Raw genomic sequence first — 22,457 nt, 5'->3', positions numbered from 1 at the left:
AACTATGTATTTTACGTAAACTGGCTTAAAACCCTTACCAATGACAAATGACAAATGACAAATGACAGCCCTCTCCTGTCGGAGACGCTACGCGAACACCAGTTATGTTTAATTGCACCGCCCTACTTATTTATTTGATGAACAATAATCAAAAGAGGGAATTTGTTGCTGAATCTCCTTTAGTTCTGGCGATGGATTTGGTACAGCATAAATTTCCCTTAATGCATCCGCCCACATTTGCTTATTCACAAACAAATCTACTTTTTCTAAAGCTATCGTCTCTGTCATAGTTCCTTGCTGTTTAGATTTAGCTTCGATTTGTTGCAATTCACTAGCAATTTGATTCCGCTTTTCTTCTCCCATAATTTGAAAAGATGGCTGTTTTACAGGGAAAGGAATATGTAACCGCCAATTATATACCTGACCTGGTTGTAGTGGTTCACCATCATATATAATGCTGGTTTGACCTGGAGAAATTTCTTTATGCCAAATACGTTCTTTAACACCTGCTTTAAATAACTCAATGAGCTTGACATCTCCTTGTTTTATATTCCAAAGAAATAAGGGTTTTAAACTCCAAATCTCTATAGGCGTATTTGCATTTATATTTGTTGGTACAGTAGAATCTACTAAAGTTTGCGGTGAAATGACGCAAAGTTTTGGCTCTCTTCCGCCAGCAGGAACTTTTGGACGCCTTAACAATGTCCATAAATCCCTCAGTCCCAAGGATATAAAATTATTATTTGGATTACTAATTGAATTTTGCGGTAGTTGTTTTTTAATAGTAGCTGCGCTAGATATTGTCAAGCCAAAATTAGCAATCAATACATTAGTTAACAAAATAGCCTGTAATAATTTCAATTTATTCACGAATGTTTCTCCTTGTAGCAATTAGGATGTAAATACCGAAAGTCAATGAAGGAAAAAACCAGGGGAGTAAAATCGCTGCTGAGGTATAAATTTGTAATGAACTCAAAAGATAAATGACTAATCCACCCCAGAATATCTTAAATATTTTTACCTGATTGCGAGGTTTTTCAATGATAATTAAAGTAACTGCTTTACCTAACAAAGCACCTACTAAAATCATCAAAAAATCCGGTACAGGTACAACTAATCTTTGGGTGAGTAAATGGTGAACCATGTAAGCATGGGCTGCGCTTCGAGAAAATATACCATCTCCCCACCCATTCCAAAAAGAAATTGCTGGAGGTACAGTTTCATTGTCTTCACCCTTACCTCTAATTCCCGCTTGTTTATATCCAGATGGAACAATAATTACTACCTTATTCTTTAAGTCATGATGTATTTGGGTTGTTGATTCGCAAGAACCAAGTAACTCACAAGCCGAGATACTTTTGTAAACTTGGCTAGGAGGAATAGAAAAGTCAAGAATTGGTTGAAAAGATTGTTGCAAATTAGATAAGGGATGTAAGCGCAAGTTTTGCAAAAAATTATATCTTGCATCTGACGATTTTATTGGTTGAGTAATAGTATTGCGAAAATCATGTTGGCTAGATAATTGAGGTTTAGGTAAATCAGCAAATAATGAATTTTGTGACTTTTGATGTTGTACAGCATAAGCTAAGGCTAAAAGATAGCTAAAAGGGTAATTTTTATCATTATTTATCTTTGTTGGTAACTCAACATACCATCTAGCAATATAAACATCACCCGCCATACTCCAATTCAAACTGGCGATATCAGCAGTGACAGTTTCTTTTATATTTTCATCTTCAGTAGACAACGCCCCAAATACAAACCAATTTTCTTGAGATACAGCACCACGAATTGCTTGATTGAGTAGTTTAGTTTGCTGTGGTTGCTGTCCACCTTGGTCTAAAATATAATCGATACCGATTAATTGCGAATTCGATTGAGATAGTTTTTGAATTATCTTTGCTAAATAACTATAATCTAAAGGATAAACTTGTTTAATTTTATCTTCATTTAGTGATTTATTATCAATTTTTACTAAAACTAAAGGAGACTCTTGTTTATAGAATTGATGGGTAAACTGGCGATAAAATGCTTGCAGCCAGATCCGCTTATCTAAGAAAAAATCTTGGACATTAGGCAGTAAACTAATTAATAAAAGCAATAATAGCCAACTTTCATATTTTGGTTTTGGTAACCATTTTTTAACCGCATTCCAAAAACCAAAGGATTTCAGGCGAAATAGTTCTGCATCTGGATGACGATAGAGTGAAGGAACAAGATAAGCAGAAGGGTAAGAAAATCGCGTAACTTGTTGTTTGAGATATTGACAAGCATCTAACAAAGCCTGATGAACATCTTTAAATTCTGCTAAACTCTTGACAAATTGCACTAAAAATTTACGTGCTACGTGATTGTGTATTGGTTCTCGCATCACAATTACTTGGCTTAAACCCAAGTTAATTAATGATTCAGCAATATTTAATCCACTACAAGAGTTAAAAATTGCAAACTGTAGTCCTCTAGCTTGCGCCTTTTTCAATACTTCTGCAATATCTTGAATTCCTAGAGAAACATTGGGCGCTACATATAACTCTCCCCCAGTTAAAATATTTTCGTTACTATGTCCAGCAAAAAATAAAATATCCCAGCCTTTATTATCATTAATTGCATTAAATATTTCTGTTTTTAATTCTGTTTCATTATCGGCATTAAGTACTTTAGATTTTTTCGTATTCCAACCAACAAATTCAATGTATGCAATTGAATCCAGCGATTCTAATTCTTGTTTATCGGCTTGGAAATTTAAATGCGTATCATAGCCAATAATAGCTAAAATTCTCGCTTTACGTTTTAACGGACGGATAGGTTGATTGCGAATAGTCGCCGGAGTCCGGTAAATTTTAATTTTTTCAGGAATACCTAAATCTGTGCCAATTTCCCAAGTTTCCCAAGGTAATCTAGCTATTTCTATGGGGTTACAAGTTAAGAATACTTCAACAGATTGATATTTATCTGCTAATTTTCGCGCCGCATTCGCAATCTCACGGCGAATATTAATTAAATCAGGACTCAACAGCCAGCGATAAAATTCATCTAAAAATTGAGCTTCTGCATCTTTCAGTTGTTTGCTACGGTCTACTGTAATTTTACCAACACCGCTAATTACTTTTCTGCCGCGAAAATTTTTATTAATTACATTCCAGCCACGCAGATGAATATTAGGTAATTCTTTTTTTTGCAAATCTTGGATAGTTTTACGTCCCCGTAAATGTCGATAATAATCTAAATAAGCTCTTTGCCAATCTTCATAACGTTGAGTTAATGATAAAGGATAATCAACTTGTTCGGTAATTTTTTGTCCTTCTCCTTGTAATTCAAATTGACATACTGATTGAATGCGAGTCACTGTTAGGTTAAAAAATGTTCGCGTTGTCGTCATGATTTTTTAGTTGTCATTTGTCATTTGTCATTTGTCATTTGATAAATACAATCCATCAAAGTCAGTATGTGTAGTATTCTCGACTTTGGTGCGTTGCGCTGCGCGACAACACACCCTACACTACGTGTTACCGTTAGGTTAAACAAAGTTGGTAGATAGATTATCTACTCAAACTCACATATCTCTCATGAGGGGGAGGATATGTAGAAATTTACGGAGAAATAATCATTTGAGATGCAATATCTTAATATTACTTAACAAACATGCCAGCGATACCAACTATTAAGCAGCAACTATCAAGCTACCAACCAATGACAAATGACCATTGACTATTGACCATTGACCATTGACCACTGACTATTGACCATTAAACTCTAATGGCGGTAATGTTTGCGTTTGTCCGTTAGCAGATGTAATATTCACTAAAAATTGATCGTCGTAACTTCCCTCAACGAGAGTAAAGATATAATCCTGCTGCTGAGGTTGTAATTCTTCTTCTACCAAAATCTCGGTTTTATCAATGACTCGCAATGTAAATCCAGAGGTAGAAGAGTTATTATCTGTAATAGTCTTCAAAATTAATAGTAAATTCCAGCCAGAGTTATCATCTGGTAATAACCAAGTGACAGCATATAAGCGTAGTAAACATTCTAATTCTATTTCTTGATAAGCTCGCCCTGCTGTTGGGGGAATATCTATATTATGTGTAGTTTGAATGTGAGTGAGAATATTGTCTAATTCTTGTTCAGGGGTTTGATTGGCGCTGAGGAATGGTGTAAATGGTGCTAATACTTGCCAAGATAATTCTGGGATTGCTTGATGTAATTGATGATTTAACCATGACCTAACATTAACGGCTGGCTGGGTGACAATTTGTAATAAATCTGGCGTTGTTAGTACTTCTATTCCCTGTTTCCAAGTCAAAACTTTGCACAGAGGAGAGTTACGTAATTGCAGTAATAGTGTTAATAATTCTGATGAAATTGTGGCGAGAAAATTTTGGCGATCGCGCGGAATTTCTGGTAAAGTAATTGCCGAAGGTGATAGACATTGCAAATACAGCAATAAGTCGTTAGCATCGCTGTTAAACCAATCTAGCGGTAAGCGATAATTCCAATCTAAATCTGGTTTTAGTTGTGGTTGATATTGGCTGATTTCGTCATAGCGTAAAAATCCCCTGATAATAGCTAACTCTATTTCTTCCTCAATATTAATAACTATATAAAAATGAGCATTAAATTCTGGTAAATCTAATAATGCTCTGGGTATAGTAACCTCTAAATCGCTAAAATCAAGATTGGGAATTAAACAAACTTTAAATTTACCAATAGATAGATTAAATGCAGTATTAATTACATCTGCATATTGAGCTTGCCAAGTTATCAATTCATCTTGATTAATTTTCAGTGTTGGTTCCCGTTCTGCTAACCATTCCCTACAAGCGAAATAAGTTAAAAACTGTAAATAAATCTGCCATTGTTTCGATTGATTATGATAGTTTAAACTACGCTTACTAGCTTCAGTAAAATATTCTGCTGTTAAAGTAATAGATTCAGAAATTTGACTGAATTCTAAAAAATAATCCGTTTCATCATGATGTACATACATAATACTAAGTCCTTTTTCTAATTTCTATGCGCGTGCAGAGATATTCGCAAATAGCTTTAGCCAACTGGTTGTGGATGAGTTGCTTTGCTCCCGTACTTGCATCTATTCTCGCTTTTTCCATTACAGCTTGAATTTCTTCATCCAGGATAGCTTTTATTTTTGAGTCTAGTTCTAGTATTTGGCTGGGATGAACATAAGTTTGTGCTATATCATTAACACATTCAAGTAAACAGGATAAAGTATTGCGACCAATATCAATGCGTAAATTTTTCAATGCTAATAATCGACTCACTTCTGGTTGATCCGTTAAATCTAATTGTTGAGCAATTTCTGTCATTGAAACTCCGCAACAATGAAATAAATGCAGAGCTTGAATATATTTTTCTGCCTTTTGTAAAGATTTAGGGGTCTTTTTACCTTGTAAATAATCAAATCTAGCTCGAATGACTAAAAAAGCAGCACTAATCAGACATTGCTCGAAATTTTGGTGATATTTGGCTAAAAATGCTAATGGTTCCTCAGAGATTTCGGGAATGAAAATTTGGTTATCATCTACTAAAGGAGTTAAACGAGGTAACCCTTGTTTAGCACGGATGCGTTCTGCGCGAATTAACTGAGCAAGATTTTGCAGACATTCGCGGATTTCTTCAGGAGCAGTGATTTCTTGATATAAATTTGCAATTTGTTGCAATTGTTTCCAAGTCGGCTCTGGATATCTAGTTTTAGCACCATTTTTTCTAATTTGTAATAGATGGGTGCGATAAATTTGGTGATAACTATTGAGAAGTTGGATGGCTCGGTCAATTTCAATTTGTGTGCGCTGGTAATTTGATAAAATCCGAGCGAGGTTTCCTGGTGTGGTGTAGTTGAGAATCATCCAATCTGTGACTTGTTCGATACCATGTTCTAGTAAAAACTGTTTGACAGTGCGATCGCTCTTGAGTATCCTGTTTGTCCAAGTTGATAAATTACTTTTTTCTGGGTCAAAAGTCTCTAAAATCTTCATAGTCAGGGATTGAGCATGATTAGCGTTTCTGCGATCGCCATCCAGCACCAGTGGTAACATCTCCTCAAGAGTAAAATCATGAGTTTTGCCAAATTGACTAGTTAAACCCTCACAAATCGCCTTAAATTCGTGAGAAATAAAGCAGCGCAGACAACCCAGCGCCAATTCCTGAAGATTTCCATCATGACGATATAACTGTATCAGTTGGCGCTGAATATCCCTGTCTGGTATATTTTCTTGCTCAAGTACCCCGGAAAACTGTTGCAAGAAAAACGCTTTATTCTGCATCAGTTCATGACAACAACTACGAGCAAAACTATTGATACTAATTAAGAGCCAATATTTAGATGCTCTATCTATCCCTGCTCGATTCAGATGCTTTTTGGCTACCATAAATGATAGTTTATTCGTGTTTTCACTAGTGAGATTGAGTTAGGTTTGATAAAATCGCACCTAGCTCGTCTAAACGGCAGTATTTTGCCAAATTTCTGAATATACATTACCTGTTAATGGACTCCCGTATTCTCTACTTAGCTATATCTTTGGAGAATTTGAAGTTATGTATTTTTTGGATGAACCATTTCCGCTTCAGATACAGCACTTTGATTGATATTAAGAGTTCATTGGCGAAAAATGGATTTGATGATTTACAAAACTTTTACATAACCCCCCAACCGCCAAAGATATATGTAGGTAATTTCAGTGTCTTGACAATTCATCTATGCGTCGTAGTCCTTATCTTTCTATAGTTCAACCCTTTCAAAGCCTCACCCTTGCATCTTTGGTGCTATACCTCACATTTCCCTTGGGCGCTTTAGAACTAGTACCCTTGAGAACTGCGCCAGCATCAGCACAAAGCACCAATAATCGCAAAACCGAAGCGGATAGACTACTCAAAGAAGGCTATGAACTATTCGATAGCTATCAAAATCAAGCGGCGTTAAAGCTTTTTGAAAAAGCTTTGGGAATTTATCGTCAAATTAAAAACCGTCAGGGAGAAGGTAAAGCACTCAGAAGAATTGGTGATGTTTACAGTGATTTTGAGGATCACAAAAAAGCGATTACTTACTATCAAAAAGCTTTAGACATTGCTGAAGCTATTAATGATACTGATTTAACATCAAGAGTGTTGAGCAATTGGGGACTTGCTTACTTAAAGTTGGGAAATCCTGATCTGGCAAAGCAGTACAGTAAAAAAGCTTTAGCAGTGGCTCAACAAAGCAAAAACTATGAAACAGAAGCACTTGCATTGAGAAGTTTAGGTGCAATTTCTGCAAACACGGATGGCTTAGTAAAAGCAATTGATTTTTTAGAGAAAGCTTTGGTTGCTTTACGAAAAGCTAACGGTTCTTCTGAAGATAAATTACGTCTTCGCAAACAAGAAAGCAGTCTTCTATCTGCTCTTGCTGGACTTTACAATACACTGGGTACATTTCTTCTTCTTAAGAAAGATCCAAATGGTAATGAATTGATAAATCATTCCCTGGAAGTTTATCAAGAAGCTTTAACTATTGCGAAAGAAATAGGCGATCGCACTCAACAAGGAAGCATATTCTTATCATTGGGATCAATATACAATTCTCAGGGTCAATATTCCACTGCTTTAAAAACCGTTCAACAAGCTTTGCTCATTTTCCAAACAGGGAATCATTATCGGTCAAAACTTCGAGAAACCTATTCAGATTTAGCCAGTATCTATGGAAATTTGAATAACACAAAACAGGCAATATCAAATTATGAAAAAGCCCTAAAAATTATGAATTCCGAAGTTCATAATTCCCTTTTAAAAAGATTTAATCAAGGAAAAACCAAAGGATTTATGTTAATGAATATGGGCAATATATATATGCTGAAAGCTAAAAATTTTCAGCAAGCATTAACATTTTATAAACAAGGATTAGCAACATTAATAGAAGCTGATAATTTGGCTAATAAAATCAAAGTAAACAGTTATGAACAACAGATATTTGAGGCGGACAAAAAAATTGTCAAGTCAGGAATTACGGGCATTTGTGGACTGATTCAGTTGACTTATATACACCTTAATCAACCTGATAAGGCAAAAGAGGATTGTCCGAAAACATCTCCCGCAGTCAAAAACTTATCTCTCAAATATCAACCCACTATCTATAACAAATCTGCTAAATCTGCCGCAGAATTAGAGAACGTAAGAAAAGAGTTAAAAGAAGCACAGGAGGAATTAGAAACATTCCCTACAAAAGGTAACCCAAATTTAGAAGCAATCACTCTTTCTAGAATTGGTACAGCTTACGCGCAATTAGGAGACAATGAGCGTGCTTGGGAAAGTTTTCAAAAAGCCCTAAAACTTACTGATACTTTTGAAGGGTTACAATTTAAGCCTCATGTGTATTTTTATGTCGGTCAATTTTATGAGCAACAAGAAAAATATGATAAAGCAATTGATTATTACAACCAATCTGGAGAATTTGCCAAGCAAAGTGACGATCAATTGCTAGAATCACTAGTATTTTATGCAAGTGGTATCACTGCCATTGTTGCGAAAAAGCTACCTGAAGCTACTACTGCTTTATATAGAGCAATCAGTGTTTTTAATTCAATACGAGAAGTTTTACCAGACGATTCTCAAATCACTATTTTTGATAATCAGACTCACGCTTATGATTTGTTACAGAAGGTTTTAATTGCCACTAATAAACCTGAAGAAGCATTAGAAGTAGCTGAAGGTGGTAGAGCTAGAGCTTTTATTCAATTGCTATACAGTCGGCAATCAGGTAAAGGGGATGACAAATTAAGTCCTGTAATAACTGAAATCCCACCCACCATAAAACTTCAAAACATTCAAAGAATTGCCAAGAAACAAAATGCAACTATTGTTGAATATACAGTTCCTAAACTTCCCAAAAATGATGATCAAAAACGAACATGGGATGGGCAGAAAATTTATATTTGGGTAGTTAAACCAACTGGTGAGATAGAATTTACATCTCAAGAAATCAATATTCCTTTAAAAAATTTAGTTGCAACCAGTCGTCTATCTATTGGAGTAGTAGATGATTCTCGTGGCCTTTTTAAATCAGAATATAACGTTAACGAAAAGCTATATCAACTGTTAATTCAACCCATTGCTCAATATTTACCTACAAATCCCAATGAAAAGGTAATTTTCATTCCCCAAAACGAATTGTTTTTAGTTCCCTTCCCTGCACTTAAAGACGAGCAAAATAAATACCTAATTGAAAAACATACTATTCTGACTGCGCCAGCAATTCAGGTATTAGAACTTACGCATAAACAACGCCAACAAGTCACAGGAACTGGGGCGTTAGTTGTTGGTAATCCCACAATACCTGATGTATTTCAACAACAATTAGGAAATTTACCGAATGCAGAAAAAGAAGCTAGTGAAATAGCTCAGATGCTCAAAACTAAAGCTTTAACTGGTAAAGACGCTACCAAAATTGTAGTCAAGCAACAGATGGAAAATGCCAGATTTATTCATTTGGCAACTCATGGATTGCTTAATGATTTTGGCTTTGGTATACCGGGCGCTATAGTTCTTGCTCCTGATAAGTCTTCCGCCTCTAAAAACGAAAAGATAAATGGTCTGTTGACTGCTAGTGAAATTTTTGACATGAAATTAAAAGCCGAACTAGTAGTATTGAGTGCTTGTCAAACAGGACAAGGTGATATTAAAGGTGATGGAGTAATTGGGCTTTCTCGCTCTTTAATTGCAGCAGGTGTTCCTAGTGTAATTGTGTCTTTATGGAGTGTACCTGATGAATCTACCAAGTTATTAATGACGGAGTTTTATCGACAAATGCAGCAGACACCTGATAAAGCTCAAGCACTACGTCAAGCTATGTTAATTACGATGAAAAAATATTCTGACCCTAAAGATTGGGCGGCGTTTACTTTGATTGGAGAATCGACGTAAATCTCAAACAATCATTTCTTCACTAGCTTCTAAATCACCTCTCCCCACTTCGGGAGAAGGTGATAAAGCCACCTATAAAAGTCAGGAAATTGAAGCCAATTTCTCTGTCAAAGATGGTTTGGTGAGAGGTAAATCGAACTCACATTAAATTCACAGTCAATTTTTCCTTAATTTTTTATATATTCTCCCCATACAGGGAGATACATGCAACTAGCAAGAAACCACAAGGAGTTAAAAATATGAAACGTTCAAGCAAGAAATATTTCGGTGTTTGTATAGCATTAACTGCACTGACTACTGTTTCTATTCCTGTGAATGCACAAACTAATGATGGAAAACTTTATGCTGATGGTTCTTCAATAGAAGAATTTGTCCGCAATGTAATTGAAAAAAATAGTGAAACTATTCAAGAAGTAGCAGAAAAGCTACCACCTCCAAAACAAGGATTATATACTCCAGAACAACTTTTAAAAATGGGTTCTCAAGCATTGAAAGATCAAAAACATAAAGAAGCAGAATCACATTTTTTATGGCAAAAATGCTACTAATGGTGGATAAATCTCCAAATAAATTTCGCTTGCTTCCCTATGCTTATTTTGGTAGTGGAATAGCTCTCAAAAACCAAGGAAAGAAACAAGAAGCTCTTACTGATTTAAGAAAATCAGCAGAACTTTTTCAAAGTCAAGGTGATGCCAAAAATTTCCAAAAAGTTACTGGTATAATTCAACAATTAACAAATAATACTTCTGTTACAGCCGATACCCAAAGTACTCAATCATCAATAGCAGGAACTTACAGTTGCCATTACTTAATGCGATTAATGGGACCTGGAACCTTACCTCTTTCTACACCTAGCCCACTGGGAAAAATCCAGCTTGATGGTAGAGGTAGGTATTCTTCTAAAAATTTTGGCACTGGCAATTATATCTTTGATTCCTCCAAGGGAATAGTGCGTTTCACAGATGGAAAAATGGCAGATGCAGTTGCGGCTTATTCTATAGATGAGAATGGTAATCCGAAAATTAGGTTTGAGCCAAAACTTAATCCGGGAATTAATTTTGACCAGTCCCATTATTGCCCAAAAGTTAATACTTAAAAAAGTACAGATTATCGTAAGGGCACAACATTGTTCATCTGTGTCAACTTAATCTAAAAATAGCCTCTCTCTTAGCTTTGTCACCCGCCTGAGAATGAATTCTCAGGCTAATAGCCAAAGCAGGGGCGGGTTAAGCGAGATAGTCGTGAATTATTGGAGCATATCTGTGAACCATTGGTGTCAACTTAAGCTCAAAACCTTTCTCTATCTCGTTTCTAGCCTCCGGCTGGAAATGCGTATTGCGAGGCTCCGCCTCGAAAGCTGATGAATTGAGGCGGAGCCTCAGGATCATCGCTCCCACGCAGAGCATGGGAGCCAGTTAGGATGAGGGTTTCACGTTAAGTTGACACCAATGATCTGTGAACCCGCCCCTACTAAAGTAGACTCAAGATTTTGCTACATATCTAGTCATCTAAAGATGACTTTTGCTATGAGCAAGGAACTTCAGTTCCTTGCGGGACAAAGGTTTTGTGTGAAGTTGATACTACCTATGGACTTTATCGATAAATAAGAAAGAGTTAACAATATGAAGCGTTTAATCTGGAAAACTTTCGGAAGCTGTATAACCTTAACTGCTTTAACTTTTGCGTCTATTCCGGCTTACGGACAACGTACCTTTAAAGATGTCTTTCATAATCTTGGTGAATCAATGAAATGTTCGCTACAAGCATCAGAATCTTCAACATTAGAAGATGTATATGCAGTAAGCAGAGACATTGCAGAACCTAGTCCTTCTAATGTTCACGAATTACAAGAATTTCTTATAAAAAATGGTTGGCAAAGATTAGAAAATAAAGATTATGCTAGAGCGCTATGTTATTTTAACCAGGTAATAGATAAAAATTTATCTAGTAAATATGTATCTACTGCTTACTTTGGTCGAGGTCTCACTTATATTAAACAAGGAGATAAACAAAGGGGTATTGCAGATTTAAAAGCAGCATCTCGATTGTTTAAAAGTCAAGGTGATGAAAAAAATTTTCAAAAAGTCACGAGAATAATTCAACAATTAACAAATAATGGTTCTGTTACAGCCAATTCAGAAATTACTCAACCAGCACTAGCAGGAACTTACAGCTGCTATTATTTAACTGTTTTCACTGGCCCGGGAGGTATAGTTCTTCCTCAGCCTAACCCTAGCCCCTTGGGTAAAATCCAGCTTGATGGTAGAGGTAGGTATTCTTCTAATAATTTTGGCAGTGGAAATTATGTATTTGATTCCTCAAATAGTACAGTGCATTTCACAGATGGGAAAATGGCAAATTTAGTTGCAGCTTATTCAGTAAATAATAAAGGTAAATCTGGAATTAATTTTCATGCAAAACTTAATCCTGGAGTGAAGTTTGAACAATCTCATTTTTGCCCAAATGAGATGAATTAAAAAAACAATAATTACACTAGGTGACGGATATATTCATACATATAGTATTCCGTCATACAAATTCTATGTGAGGTTGCACATTAACGCCCTCACCCTTCAAGGGTGGGGCTAAATAAACAAAGCCTGCCTCCGCAGGCTAATAATATGCATCTTCATATCGAAATGGTATTACACCTGTGTTGATTCAGAATTTAATCAATTAGAAATTATTTTGGCTTGCCATGTTTCTCTGCTGATGCCATAAATTAAAACTTCTTTATCGAAAAGTGTGGTTTTGTCTTCCAGTTTTTCACCTAAGCGTTGCGCAACTTTAATCGATCGGATGTTCTCAGGGTAAATCAGGCTGATAATATGGTCTTTATCTAAGTTGCTAAAACCATAATTCAGTGCGGCTTTTGCTCCTTCAGTGGCGTAACCTTTTCCCCAATAAGCAGGCTTTAGCGTCCAGCCAATTTCAAATCCCGGCCAGCCTTCAGGGTTGAAAAAGCCGATTCTACCAATTAAAACCCCACTGTGACGTTCTTCAACTGCCCACATTCCATAGCCGCGCAGTTGCCAATGTCCGACGATAAATGCCATGCTACGCCAAGCTGTAGCCCGTGATAATGGTTCACCATCACCAAGATAACGGGTTACTTGGCGATCGCTAAATATCGCTGCATAATCTTCAAAGTCTTCTTCGCGGAACATGCGCAGCAGCAATCGTTCTGTTTCAAGAGTTACCATTGTTTTCTCAATTAGGTTTGATTTTGTTGTGTCAATAGATCCGCACTATGGCGGGTTTAGCAGTGCTAAACCCCTACAGGAATATTTATTGCGATTTCAGGGATTGGTAAATTCTCTGCAATTGTTGCTCAACCTCTGGCGGCTGATTTGTAAAGTGAATGTAATAATTATTCGCTGTGGTTTGCGCTAAGACTTTAGCATACATATCAGCGCTGAATAGTTCGCTATTAGGCAGGAGTAAGTTAAGTTTAATATTAGTCAATGGTGCTAATATTACAGAATTTTCCTCAAGGTAAATTTCGGCTCCTTTATCAGAAAGTTTTATTAACTTACCTGTACTAATATTACTATCAATATGTTTGCCGTCTAAAACTGTATATTGCAAAAATAAAGGTGCAGATAAAGTTAAATATATTTCTGTTGCTTTATGTAAATAAAGATTATATTTCCCCGCAATTCCGCCTATTTCATAAATAGTTATGGGTTGTTTCACACCTTTGGGTTGGACTGATTTTTGTCCAGCAATTCTGACTAATGACTCTACCTGTTTTAAGGTAGATTCAGAAATTAAAATTTGCCCACCAATACTATAAGATTCAATGCGATAAGTTAGGTTTACTTGGTCGCCAACTATGCCGTATTTACTGCGTTTTTCTGAGCCAATGTTACCTACAACAACTTCACCAGTATTAATCCCAATTCCCATTTCTAAATGTGGTAATCCTAGTTCTTGCATGGTTTGATTCACTGGTTCCATTGCTAATTGCATAGATACAGCACAAGCGATCGCTCTTATGGCATCATCTTCTCTACTGGTGGGAGCGCCAAATAACACTAAGATACCATCCCCCATGAATTCATCAATGGTTCCTTGGTACTGGGTAATGACATCAGCCATGTATCCCAGGTAAAGATTGATAATTTTGATTACTTCTTCGGCGGGTAAGCGTTCGGATATGGCAGTAAATCCTCGGAGGTCGGATGTTAAAATTGTAATATTCCGCCGTTCGCCTCCCAGCTTCAACCCATCGGGCTGTTCTAATAAATTCGCGACGACTTCATCAGTTAAGTAACGCCCAAAAGTTTTGCGAATCATACCAGCGCTGTGGGCGAGGTAAGCTGTAATAGCGATCGCACTTCCGCTTAAAGCTAACAATGGGGGGATAACTGGTATCCACCAACCAGTTAAAAAAGCCAGAAACGTGATGCCAAATAAAGCGATCGCTGCTAAAAACGGCTCTATAATTTGATGCAAGGAAATTTTGCTCATGCTGTCGGTGCGTAATTGCCAAATTAAGCAAGCACCAACTCCTGACCATAACAAAATCCACAAACATTCTAATGGATCTGACCAAGTTTTAATTAAGGGACGCTGGTTAAGGATAGTGCTAAGAATTTGGCTAATTTGATTCGCATGGATTTCGACTCTGGCTGTGCGTTCGATACCCAAGGGAAAACCGCTATTAAAAGGAGAAAAGACGAAATCTTCAAAAATTTCACCGACGTTACCAACTAAAATAATGCGATCGCGTCCCCAATCTGGTGGTAAATTATCTTGCAAAACATCTTTCATGGAAACCGAGTGAAAGTACTTTTGCGGCCCCCGGTAATTTAATAAAATTTGATATTTGCTGTCATTCGCCCGCACATAACCCCCATCATTTCCTGTAAAAGCCGGGAATGTGCTTTTTCCGATGCGGTAAATTGGCGCGTTAATATCAGGAGGTTTGATTCCTTCTGGCTGTAAATAATGTAAAGCCAAAAGCATGGCAAAACTCCACATTTGTTTACCTTCGCGATCGCGAATTGATAAAAATCCTCGCCTAACTTTAGCATCTGGATCAATCAGTAGACCATTCGCACCTATTTGTCCCTTAGCTTGGAGTATGGGGGAAGGTGGAATTCCTGCGCCAATGATTTGGTGAATGCCTATCAGATTGGTAGTATTTTGATAAACTTTAACTAAATCTGCATGTCCTGGTTCTACAGGTAAATCGCGATAAATATCAAGACCAATAGCTCTAGGCTTTTTCGCTTGTAATTTTAACAATAACTGAGCTAAAAATTTATCTGGAATATAATCCTGTCCAATCAGTTCGTGTAAATCTGCTTCATTAATCCCCACGATCGCAATTCTATCTTCCGGTGGTTCCTGGGGGCGTAAACGCACATATTGATCGAAAGCCGCCCATTCTAAAAACTGAATTATACCAGTAAAGCGTAGTAAAATCACCAATCCCGCAACGCTAGGAGTGATAATCAACAAGCTACGCCATTGCCAAAGCTGCTGTCTAAGCTTTGTCCACATTACACCAGACCAAATGATTGTTTATTGTATTGTGCTTGTGCAAAATTGCCTACCGCAAAACGAAATTCAAAATTAATTGCAGAAAACTGTATTGCCCTAACCAGATTATTGCATATTTACTGTAAATATTGCTTAATTACGCGGTTTCATTAGATACTCATATACAATCAATGAAAGCACCACCGATGACGAAAAAATACGGTTTACACAATTGTTTGCAGTTCGGATTGGTAGGATTTCTGGGCTGGCTAACTATCAGTATCTTCACCGGGAAAACCTTAGCCCAGCCTAGCAATATCATCCCAGATAACACCCTTGGTGCTGAGTCATCGCAAGTAATTACCAACTTTGAGGGAGAAGCCAAGGAAGTGATTACAGGTGGTGCTATTCGCCAAATTCATCAGTTTCACAGCTTTAGCGAATTTAATATTAGGGAAGGAAGGGCGGCGTATTTCTTTAGTCCTAATGCAGATATCCAGAATATATTTGCACGAGTGACAGGTAATAACCCTTCAGAAATCATGGGAAGGCTGGGTATATTTGGTAATTCTCAGCCAAATTTATATTTGATTAATCCCAATGGGATTGTGTTTGGAAATAATGCCAGTTTAGATCTGCAAGGTTCATTTGTGGGAACAACTGCAAACGGAATACAGTTTGCTAATCAGGGAATTTTTAGTGCTACAAATCCCCAAGCTGTACCATTGTTGACGGTAAATCCTACGGCTTTGTTCTTTAATCAAATCCAAGCCAATGCAGGAATTACCAATCGATCCCAAGCTGCGGCTGGTAAAAACCTCATTGCAGAAGATGTTACTGGTTTAAGAGTAGCGGATAGTAAAAGTTTGCTGTTAGTTGGTGGTAATATCAATCTTGATGGGGGAAATCTTCGTGCTTATGGCGGAAATATTGAGTTAGCAAGTTTAGCCGCACCGGGAAATATCGGCTTAAATATTACTGGCGATAATAATATCAGTTTGACTGTAGCTGATGCTATAGAACGGGCAAATGTTTCCTTAAATCAAGCCGCAGAAGTTCATGTTCTCGGCGTTAATGGTGGGAATATCAAAATTCATACCCGTGATTTAAATTTAGCTGGAGATAGTAAAATCAGAGCAGGGATAGAAAAAACTTTAGGAACAGTAGATAGTCAAAGTGGCAATATAGAAATTAACGCCACAGGCACCATAAATTTAACTGATGGTAGCTTTATTTCTAATGTAGTGCGACAAGGCTCTGTGGGAACAGCAGGTGATATTAATATCGCTACAGGTTCCTTAAATTTAAGTCAAGATTCTTTTATCGATGCTAGTACCTTTGGGCAAGGTAATTCAGGTAAAGTTTCTATAATAGCCAGAGATAATATTTCCCTTACAAGTAGTAGCGAAATTTATAGTTCCGCCGAAGAGGGAAGTGTGGGCAATGGTGGTAGTATTAACATTCAAACAGGCTCTCTTGTTCTCACCCAAGGTTCCGAACTCAACACCAAAACCTTAGGGCAAGGCCATGCTGGTACTATTAATATCAAAGCTAGCGATACTATCAGTTTAGATGGTTTTACAGAAACTACCTTAAACAACGATCAACCAGGGCGAATTTATAGCCGAATTACTACTGTTGTCAATCCAGAAGGCACAGGTAAAGCCGGAGATATTCAAATACAAACAGATTCTTTACAATCAAGTAATGGGGCATTTATTAGCAGTAGCACTCTTGGTCAAGGTAGTGCAGGTAATATTATTATTGATGCTAATAATATTACTTTTGCTAGTGAAAGTTCGATTGATAGCAGGGTATTTAATCAGGGTGTAGGTGAAGGTGGAAATATTTGGATAAATACTAACAACCTTTCATTACTCGGTGGTTCACAAATATCTACTAGAGTTTCTGGTAAAGGTAATGCAGGTAATATATCTGTTAATGCTCGCGACTCAATTAAACTAGATGGGATAGTAGGCTCTTCTATTGCTGGTATTCAAAGCGATCTATTAAAGGGTGGTGTGGGTAATGCCGGGAATATAGAAATCACAACTGGCTCACTATCTTTAACCAATGGTGCAAGTATTGATAATGGGACAGATGGCATAGGTAATGCAGGTAATATTACCATTAACGCCAGTGAAACTATTAATATAGAAGGTTTTGGTAATATTTTTACCGAACAATTGGGAGATGTAAAATTACCTAGTAATATTGGTAGTGATGTAAGTTTTGATGGTGTAGGTAAAGGTGGAGATATCCGCATTAATACCAGAGAATTATTCTTAGATAACAAAGGGATAATAAGTGCTGATACCTTTGGGCAAGGTAATGGAGGTAATATCTTCATTCAAGCAACTGAAACAATTTCTCTTAGCAATACGAATAATATTGATTTCACTCAAATTAGTACAACTGTTTCTGATAAAGCTAGGGGTAATGGTGGAACTATTAACATTCAAGCTAGAAACTTATTATTAGATAATGCATCAATTAATGGTTTTACTTTTGGGCAGGGAAATGCTGGAATTATTTCTATTAAAGTTCAAGATAATTTATCTCTCAATAATGGTAGTGCATTTGCCAATAGTACGGCTGCAGGAAAGATAGGTAATGGTGGCAATATTCAGATAGAGACTGGCAAATTACTTTTAGATAATGACTCCTATTTTGCTGCTAGCACCAATGGGCAGGGGAATGGTGGCAATATTATTGTTAAAGCAGCAGACAATATTTCTATTGCAAATAAAAGCAGTATTTTCAGTGTTGTTTCTGACACGGCTGAAGGTAATGCTGGAAATATTCAAATCTTCGCAAAATCATTTTCTGTAAGCGGAGAATCTTTACTTGTTAACAGCAATCTTGGTGGTAAAGGTAATGCTGGTAATATTTCAATAAATACAAAAGAAAATGTTTCCTTGACAGGTGGTTCTTTTCTGAGTAATGGTACATCGGGTATAGGTAATGCCGGGAATATTAAAATTCAAGCAGGTGGTACTGTAACAGTTTCTGGACGCAGTGAAAGATTTGTTAGCGCAATATCTAGCGGAGTTATAGAAAATGGTGTAGGTAACAGTGGAGATATTGAAATTGTAGCCAGTAGTTTTAAGCTATCTGATGATGCTGATTTAATTACATTATCTAATGGTAAAGGCAATGCTGGTAACGTTTTTATAAGTACATTGGGTGATATAAAAATTCAAGATAGTAGTAATATAGCAACATTTATTGGTCAACAAGGAAATGCTGGTAAAATTACAATTCAATCAGGTGGTGATATCTATATTTCGGGAACAAGCTTTTTATACTCCATTGTTTACCTAAATGCAGTAGGTGAAGGTGGAGATATTGAAATTCAAGGACATAATGTTTATTTAGCTGATGGTGCTGCTCTCGTTTCCGCTACTATTGGTAAAGGCAATGCAGGGAATGTTTCCATTAATTCTACTGGCGATATTTCTTTGACAAATGGTGCGCAAATTCGGACTGATACTCTCGGACAGGGAAATGCAGGTAATATTAGATTAAATGCTGGCGATACAATATTATTTGATGGTAAGAATTCTCAGGGTAGTAGAAGTGGAATTGCCACACAAGTAACCACGGAAGAAGGATTTACTGGCAAAGGCGAGGGGGGTAATATTAATGTTAATGCTCGGACTTTATCGATTACTAATTCTGGGGGGTTGAGCGCTAGTAGTACGGGAGAAGGAAATGCGGGAGATATTAACATTAATACTGCTACCGTAAATTTAGACAATGAAGGAATTATTGCTGCGCAAACAAACTCTGGTAATGGTGGCAATATTAACTTAAATGCTACAGATTTATTACTCTTGCGCCGTAATAGCAATATCAGCACAACTGCGGGATTAAGCAAATTAGGTGGCAATGGAGGTAACATTAATATTAACGCTAAATTCATCGTCGCTCCTGCTCAAGAAAACAGCAATATTAGCAGCGACTCTTTTACAGGAAATGGTGGAAATGTAGAAATCAATTCCCAAGGTAACTTTGGTATTGAAGCCCGCCCAAAACCAACCCAACAAAGTGATATTACAGCCAGTTCTGAATTAGGCGTTTCTGGTGTAGTTAAAATTAACGCACCCGATACCAGTTCTATTCCTAATAGCTTTACTCCGTTATTTCCTGTAATTGATACTAATGCACTCATCGCCAATAGTTGCATTTCTCGCGCGAATCAACGACAAGAAAATTCGTTTATGATTACAGGTGCTGGTGCTTTACCCGCGCATCGTCCTGGTGAAGGTTTAGTTTCTACCTACAATACTGGTGAGGTTAGGGGTGTAGAAACTAGTTCTCGTGCTTGGAAAAAAGGCGATCCGATTATTGAAGCGGAAGGTTTTTATCGCCTGGGTAATGGTAAGTTGTTATTAAGTCGAGAATGTTCGTCAAAGTCAGAATTACTGCTTTAAAGGATGAAGGTAGGATCAAAAATGTCAAATATTATGAGTAACGACCATCAAATTGCGATCGCTCACCATGAATGTATTTCTCTTTGATAACCCAAAACTGAGTTTATTGACTGACTGGCAAGAATGGATAACTGTATCTGCATATTTAAGTTTGACAGTTTTGGTCATCTGGGGTGTATTTAACGCCCAGAAGCGATGAAAATTACCGCTTAAAGAAACGACATATCAGTTCACCTGGGTCTTTGTCGCCAAATGGTACAAAAGTCCCATCTTTAAGAATTTTAACTTGAGAGCGGCAGTTATAAACTTTCGTCGGCTCTTTGACATCATCTACGCTCACAGAGGCTTTGTATTCCCAGTAGTTTTTAGCGCTACGTTCAATACTGAGAATGCAAACACGATGTCCATGATAGTTTTGGCATACAGCAGCAGTAGCTGGCAGCGCTACTGTCAACGAAAGCATCAGCACCAGTAAAAAAGTCAAACATCTAATCGCGCTCATGGGATCTTCATTCTCATTTGCGGGAAATCATACAGCATCTAGGTGCAACCTGCTGTATCTATGACGTAGAATGAGTAGATTTACCAGCTTATTTCCCCAAAAATGGCGATCGCAGAAAAATATGTAGGAATTGTGCTGGCAAAATCTGTATTGCATTCAACTAATTTGTTAACTTATTGCAATTAATGCATGAGTTTAATGCATTAATCGCATATCTAGGTTTGAATCAAAACCAGATAGATGCGATCCTCATTAGTGGGAATAAAGATGAACGCCCCTGGTAATAACCGGGGGCTTTTTGTTTTTAGGTTGCAAAGCGCTACATTACTACAGAAGCGATCGATTGCGATCGCGCTCCTTGTCCAGTGAACCAAAAAAAGCGATCGCACTCAACCGCGCCACTACACCCACCATTTCCGCCTCAACCTGTACATCAATGACAGCTTGAATTGGTTTATAAGCAGCTGGTGCTTCCTCAAGCTCAATAAGTTTGTAAACAAATATTAATTTTGGCAAAAAAACTTGTAAACCTACTGGACTCTCCAGTCAAATGGAGAATTTAGGATGAATCTCAGGTGAATATCAGTCAAAAATTTTTGACGGATCAGCCTTAGCAGCATCACCAAATGGCTGTAATGATGTCGAGGATGGCTGAAAATCAGCTATTCACTCACAAATTATGCATCTGACTCAAGCTATCATCGAATCGCAAACTGCTGAAATTCAGCAAATGCAGCAATGGTATCAAGCTTGGTCTGGTTTTATTTCCCTTCAATCATCTTAAACTTATGACACTGAAACTTACTGTTCCTAATATGGCTTGTTCGACTTGTGCAAACAATATTACCAATGCACTTAAAGCCATCGATGCCAATGCTAATATTCAAGCAGATCCTAAAACTAAGCTGGTAAGCGTTGATACTCAAGTCTCGGAAACTGCTATCAGGGAAGCGTTGGCTGCTGCTGGTTATCCAGTTGCTTAATTTGTACTGTGGTAAGCAAATCTAGCTCTGAATATTGAGCAATAAATTAGGGGTACGGCATCCAAATTTTTTATTGTATAGAGTAATCTTACTAGTGCCGTGCCCCTACAAGTTAAATAATCTGCCATTTGTGAAAGCCTACATCTATAGCATTCCTATTTGATATACGAACAAAAAGGACAAGGGAAGGGGGACGGTGAGAAGCTTCTTTTTGTTCAAGCTAAATTCAGACTGACGAGGAAGAAGACAGGATTGCGATCGCCTTTTACACAACTAAAAACATACATTTAGCTAGCAAGCAGCAGCACCAGCGAACAAAACGCTGGAAAGACTAAAATTAGGGGTTTTATGACTAAATTTACATAAATTTACCATAACCTGCCAATTATAAAAGATATATATAAATAATCCTCAGCATATTTACACTCCATCTATGCGTAGTTGTCTCCATCCGCCAATAACTCGACATCTACAGAAAACCCCGGTTTCAGTCCAAAAAGGTAGGCTAAAAGGGAGCATCCCAATTTTGACGCAATACCCTAGAAGGGTATTGCTATACCAACAAAGCCTGCCTTCGCAGTCTATCAAACTTTTAGCCTGCGAAGGCAGGCTTCGTATTTCTAGCCCCACCCTTATAGGGTGAGGGCGTTTTTGCACATTTGGGATGCTCCCGGCTAAAAAGGCTAATTTTTCATAGTCCGCATATTGCAAAGTAGAAGCCGTTCTTACGTTCTTGAGGCTGCTGTGTAGATGAGGGTGACTTTTTTTAGCTGGGATAAGGGTTTCAAAGCCTCTGAAAAAGCAACAGAGAAGTTTGCACAGAGGTTTTGAGTCAACTTTTGAAGAATTGTTATCAAGTCATAATTACGGAGTAAAAAATGTTCAATAATCTCAATAATCAATCTCATACAACTGATAATTTTAATCAGCTTCAGTGGATAGATTTATACTCTGAACTTGGTATTAATCAATATCTCAATTTATTTGCTAATTCAGATGCATCTTGGAATAAATTGCATACTGTTTTTGGCAGAAATGTTGAATGTTAAGAAAAGTCTGATAAAAATAGCCCAAAATATGTTATTTTTGGGCGAAGGATTAAAATATATTAGTTTGATTGTGATTATAAATTCATTT

15 protein-coding genes and 1 pseudogene are annotated in these 22,457 nt (G+C 37.1%); 8 read left to right on the top strand and 8 right to left on the bottom strand.

Going from position 1 to position 22,457, the window contains the following annotated elements; translation table 11 throughout:
• Nucleotides 1–126 precede the first annotated feature (126 nt).
• The 4 genes from H6G08_RS31780 to H6G08_RS31765 all read right to left on the bottom strand — a co-directional run bounded on the left by H6G08_RS31780 (nt 127) and on the right by H6G08_RS31765 (nt 6,386).
• On the bottom strand, nt 127–870 hold the full coding sequence (locus H6G08_RS31780; protein ID WP_190550470.1) for a DUF928 domain-containing protein: 744 nt from the start codon (nt 868–870) through the stop codon (nt 127–129).
• The gene (locus tag H6G08_RS31775; RefSeq protein ID WP_190550469.1) at nt 863–3,379 is read right to left on the bottom strand and encodes a CHASE2 domain-containing protein; all 2,517 of its coding nucleotides are present in this window, start codon (nt 3,377–3,379) and stop codon (nt 863–865) included. Before H6G08_RS31775 ends, H6G08_RS31780 begins: the two co-directional genes overlap by 8 nt.
• Nucleotides 3,380–3,736: 357 nt before the next feature.
• A complete protein-coding gene (locus H6G08_RS31770) occupies nt 3,737–4,987 on the bottom strand; it encodes a DUF1822 family protein (protein WP_190550468.1) in 1,251 nt (416 codons plus the stop codon).
• Between the two features lie 4 nt (nt 4,988–4,991).
• Nucleotides 4,992–6,386 carry a hypothetical protein gene (locus H6G08_RS31765; protein WP_190550461.1) on the bottom strand — a complete coding sequence of 465 codons (1,395 nt, stop codon included), beginning with the start codon at nt 6,384–6,386 and terminating at the stop codon, nt 4,992–4,994.
• Nucleotides 6,387–6,714: 328 nt separating this feature from the next.
• On the opposite strand from H6G08_RS31765, the gene H6G08_RS31760 reads away from it, so the two are divergent.
• The 4 genes from H6G08_RS31760 (at nt 6,715) to H6G08_RS31745 (ending at nt 12,386) form a co-directional block, all read left to right on the top strand.
• Nucleotides 6,715–9,909 carry a CHAT domain-containing protein gene (locus H6G08_RS31760; protein ID WP_190550459.1) on the top strand — a complete coding sequence of 1,065 codons (3,195 nt, stop codon included), beginning with the start codon at nt 6,715–6,717 and terminating at the stop codon, nt 9,907–9,909.
• Between the two features lie 239 nt (nt 9,910–10,148).
• Complete coding sequence (locus H6G08_RS31755) at nt 10,149–10,457, top strand: hypothetical protein (protein WP_190550457.1); 309 nt, start codon at nt 10,149–10,151, stop codon at nt 10,455–10,457.
• Nucleotides 10,439–11,005, top strand: coding sequence for a hypothetical protein (locus tag H6G08_RS31750; protein WP_190550455.1), 567 nt, complete (start codon nt 10,439–10,441; stop codon nt 11,003–11,005). The genes H6G08_RS31755 and H6G08_RS31750 overlap by 19 nt, the downstream gene beginning before the upstream one ends.
• A gap of 526 nt (nt 11,006–11,531) precedes the next feature.
• Nucleotides 11,532–12,386, top strand: coding sequence for a tetratricopeptide repeat protein (locus tag H6G08_RS31745; RefSeq protein WP_190550453.1), 855 nt, complete (start codon nt 11,532–11,534; stop codon nt 12,384–12,386).
• A gap of 195 nt (nt 12,387–12,581) precedes the next feature.
• Here the strand turns inward: H6G08_RS31745 and H6G08_RS31740 are convergent, their stop codons facing one another.
• On the bottom strand, nt 12,582–13,112 hold the full coding sequence (locus H6G08_RS31740; RefSeq protein ID WP_190550451.1) for a GNAT family N-acetyltransferase: 531 nt from the start codon (nt 13,110–13,112) through the stop codon (nt 12,582–12,584).
• A gap of 85 nt (nt 13,113–13,197) precedes the next feature.
• Nucleotides 13,198–15,420, bottom strand: coding sequence for a CHASE2 domain-containing protein (locus H6G08_RS31735; RefSeq protein WP_190550449.1), 2,223 nt, complete (start codon nt 15,418–15,420; stop codon nt 13,198–13,200).
• Nucleotides 15,421–15,590: 170 nt separating this feature from the next.
• On the opposite strand from H6G08_RS31735, the gene H6G08_RS31730 reads away from it, so the two are divergent.
• Both H6G08_RS31730 and H6G08_RS38400 read left to right on the top strand, forming a co-directional pair.
• Nucleotides 15,591–19,835, top strand: coding sequence for a beta strand repeat-containing protein (locus tag H6G08_RS31730; RefSeq protein WP_190550447.1), 4,245 nt, complete (start codon nt 15,591–15,593; stop codon nt 19,833–19,835).
• A 67-nt stretch (nt 19,836–19,902) separates the two neighbouring features.
• Nucleotides 19,903–20,034, top strand: a complete 132-nt coding sequence (locus tag H6G08_RS38400) for a hypothetical protein (RefSeq protein WP_277878939.1) — start codon at nt 19,903–19,905, stop codon at nt 20,032–20,034.
• A gap of 3 nt (nt 20,035–20,037) precedes the next feature.
• On the opposite strand, the gene H6G08_RS31725 is transcribed toward H6G08_RS38400, so the two are convergent.
• Together H6G08_RS31725 and H6G08_RS31720 are read right to left on the bottom strand one after the other, a co-directional pair.
• Entirely contained in the window at nt 20,038–20,337 is a 300-nt protein-coding gene (locus H6G08_RS31725) for a hypothetical protein (protein ID WP_190550445.1), read from the bottom strand.
• Between the two features lie 327 nt (nt 20,338–20,664).
• Nucleotides 20,665–20,853: an RtcB family protein gene (locus H6G08_RS31720; protein ID WP_242046356.1), complete on the bottom strand. Its 189-nt coding sequence runs from the start codon at nt 20,851–20,853 to the stop codon at nt 20,665–20,667.
• A gap of 101 nt (nt 20,854–20,954) precedes the next feature.
• On the opposite strand from H6G08_RS31720, the pseudogene H6G08_RS38855 reads away from it, so the two are divergent.
• Nucleotides 20,955–21,121: pseudogene (locus H6G08_RS38855) on the top strand (DUF305 domain-containing protein); the annotation flags it as partial.
• 4 nt (nt 21,122–21,125) lie between these two features.
• Entirely contained in the window at nt 21,126–21,320 is a 195-nt protein-coding gene (locus H6G08_RS31710) for a heavy-metal-associated domain-containing protein (RefSeq protein WP_190550443.1), read from the top strand.
• The last annotated feature ends 1,137 nt before the right edge of the window (nt 21,321–22,457 follow it).

It is taken from the genome of Calothrix anomala FACHB-343, assembly GCF_014696435.1.
In the GTDB taxonomy this organism is placed as follows: Bacteria; Cyanobacteriota; Cyanobacteriia; order Cyanobacteriales; family Nostocaceae; genus Aulosira; species Aulosira anomala_A.
The sequence above is the reverse complement of the archived record's forward strand: the minus strand, read 5'-3'. Positions and strand labels throughout refer to the sequence as shown.

Bases quoted from the DNA above. Each gene is read 5' to 3' on its own strand.
- H6G08_RS31775 (WP_190550469.1), bottom strand. From the start codon at position 3,379: ATGACGACAACGCGAACATTTTTTAACCTAACAGTGACTCGCATTCAA.
- H6G08_RS31770 (WP_190550468.1), bottom strand. From the start codon at position 4,987: ATGTATGTACATCATGATGAAACGGATTATTTTTTAGAATTCAGTCAA.
- H6G08_RS31765 (WP_190550461.1), bottom strand. From the start codon at position 6,386: ATGGTAGCCAAAAAGCATCTGAATCGAGCAGGGATAGATAGAGCATCT.
- H6G08_RS31760 (WP_190550459.1), top strand. From the start codon at position 6,715: ATGCGTCGTAGTCCTTATCTTTCTATAGTTCAACCCTTTCAAAGCCTC.
- H6G08_RS31755 (WP_190550457.1), top strand. From the start codon at position 10,149: ATGAAACGTTCAAGCAAGAAATATTTCGGTGTTTGTATAGCATTAACT.
- H6G08_RS31750 (WP_190550455.1), top strand. From the start codon at position 10,439: ATGGCAAAAATGCTACTAATGGTGGATAAATCTCCAAATAAATTTCGC.
- H6G08_RS31745 (WP_190550453.1), top strand. From the start codon at position 11,532: ATGAAGCGTTTAATCTGGAAAACTTTCGGAAGCTGTATAACCTTAACT.
- H6G08_RS31740 (WP_190550451.1), bottom strand. From the start codon at position 13,112: ATGGTAACTCTTGAAACAGAACGATTGCTGCTGCGCATGTTCCGCGAA.
- H6G08_RS31735 (WP_190550449.1), bottom strand. From the start codon at position 15,420: ATGTGGACAAAGCTTAGACAGCAGCTTTGGCAATGGCGTAGCTTGTTG.
- H6G08_RS31730 (WP_190550447.1), top strand. From the start codon at position 15,591: ATGAAAGCACCACCGATGACGAAAAAATACGGTTTACACAATTGTTTG.
- H6G08_RS38400 (WP_277878939.1), top strand. From the start codon at position 19,903: ATGAATGTATTTCTCTTTGATAACCCAAAACTGAGTTTATTGACTGAC.
- H6G08_RS31725 (WP_190550445.1), bottom strand. From the start codon at position 20,337: ATGAGCGCGATTAGATGTTTGACTTTTTTACTGGTGCTGATGCTTTCG.
- H6G08_RS31710 (WP_190550443.1), top strand. From the start codon at position 21,126: ATGACACTGAAACTTACTGTTCCTAATATGGCTTGTTCGACTTGTGCA.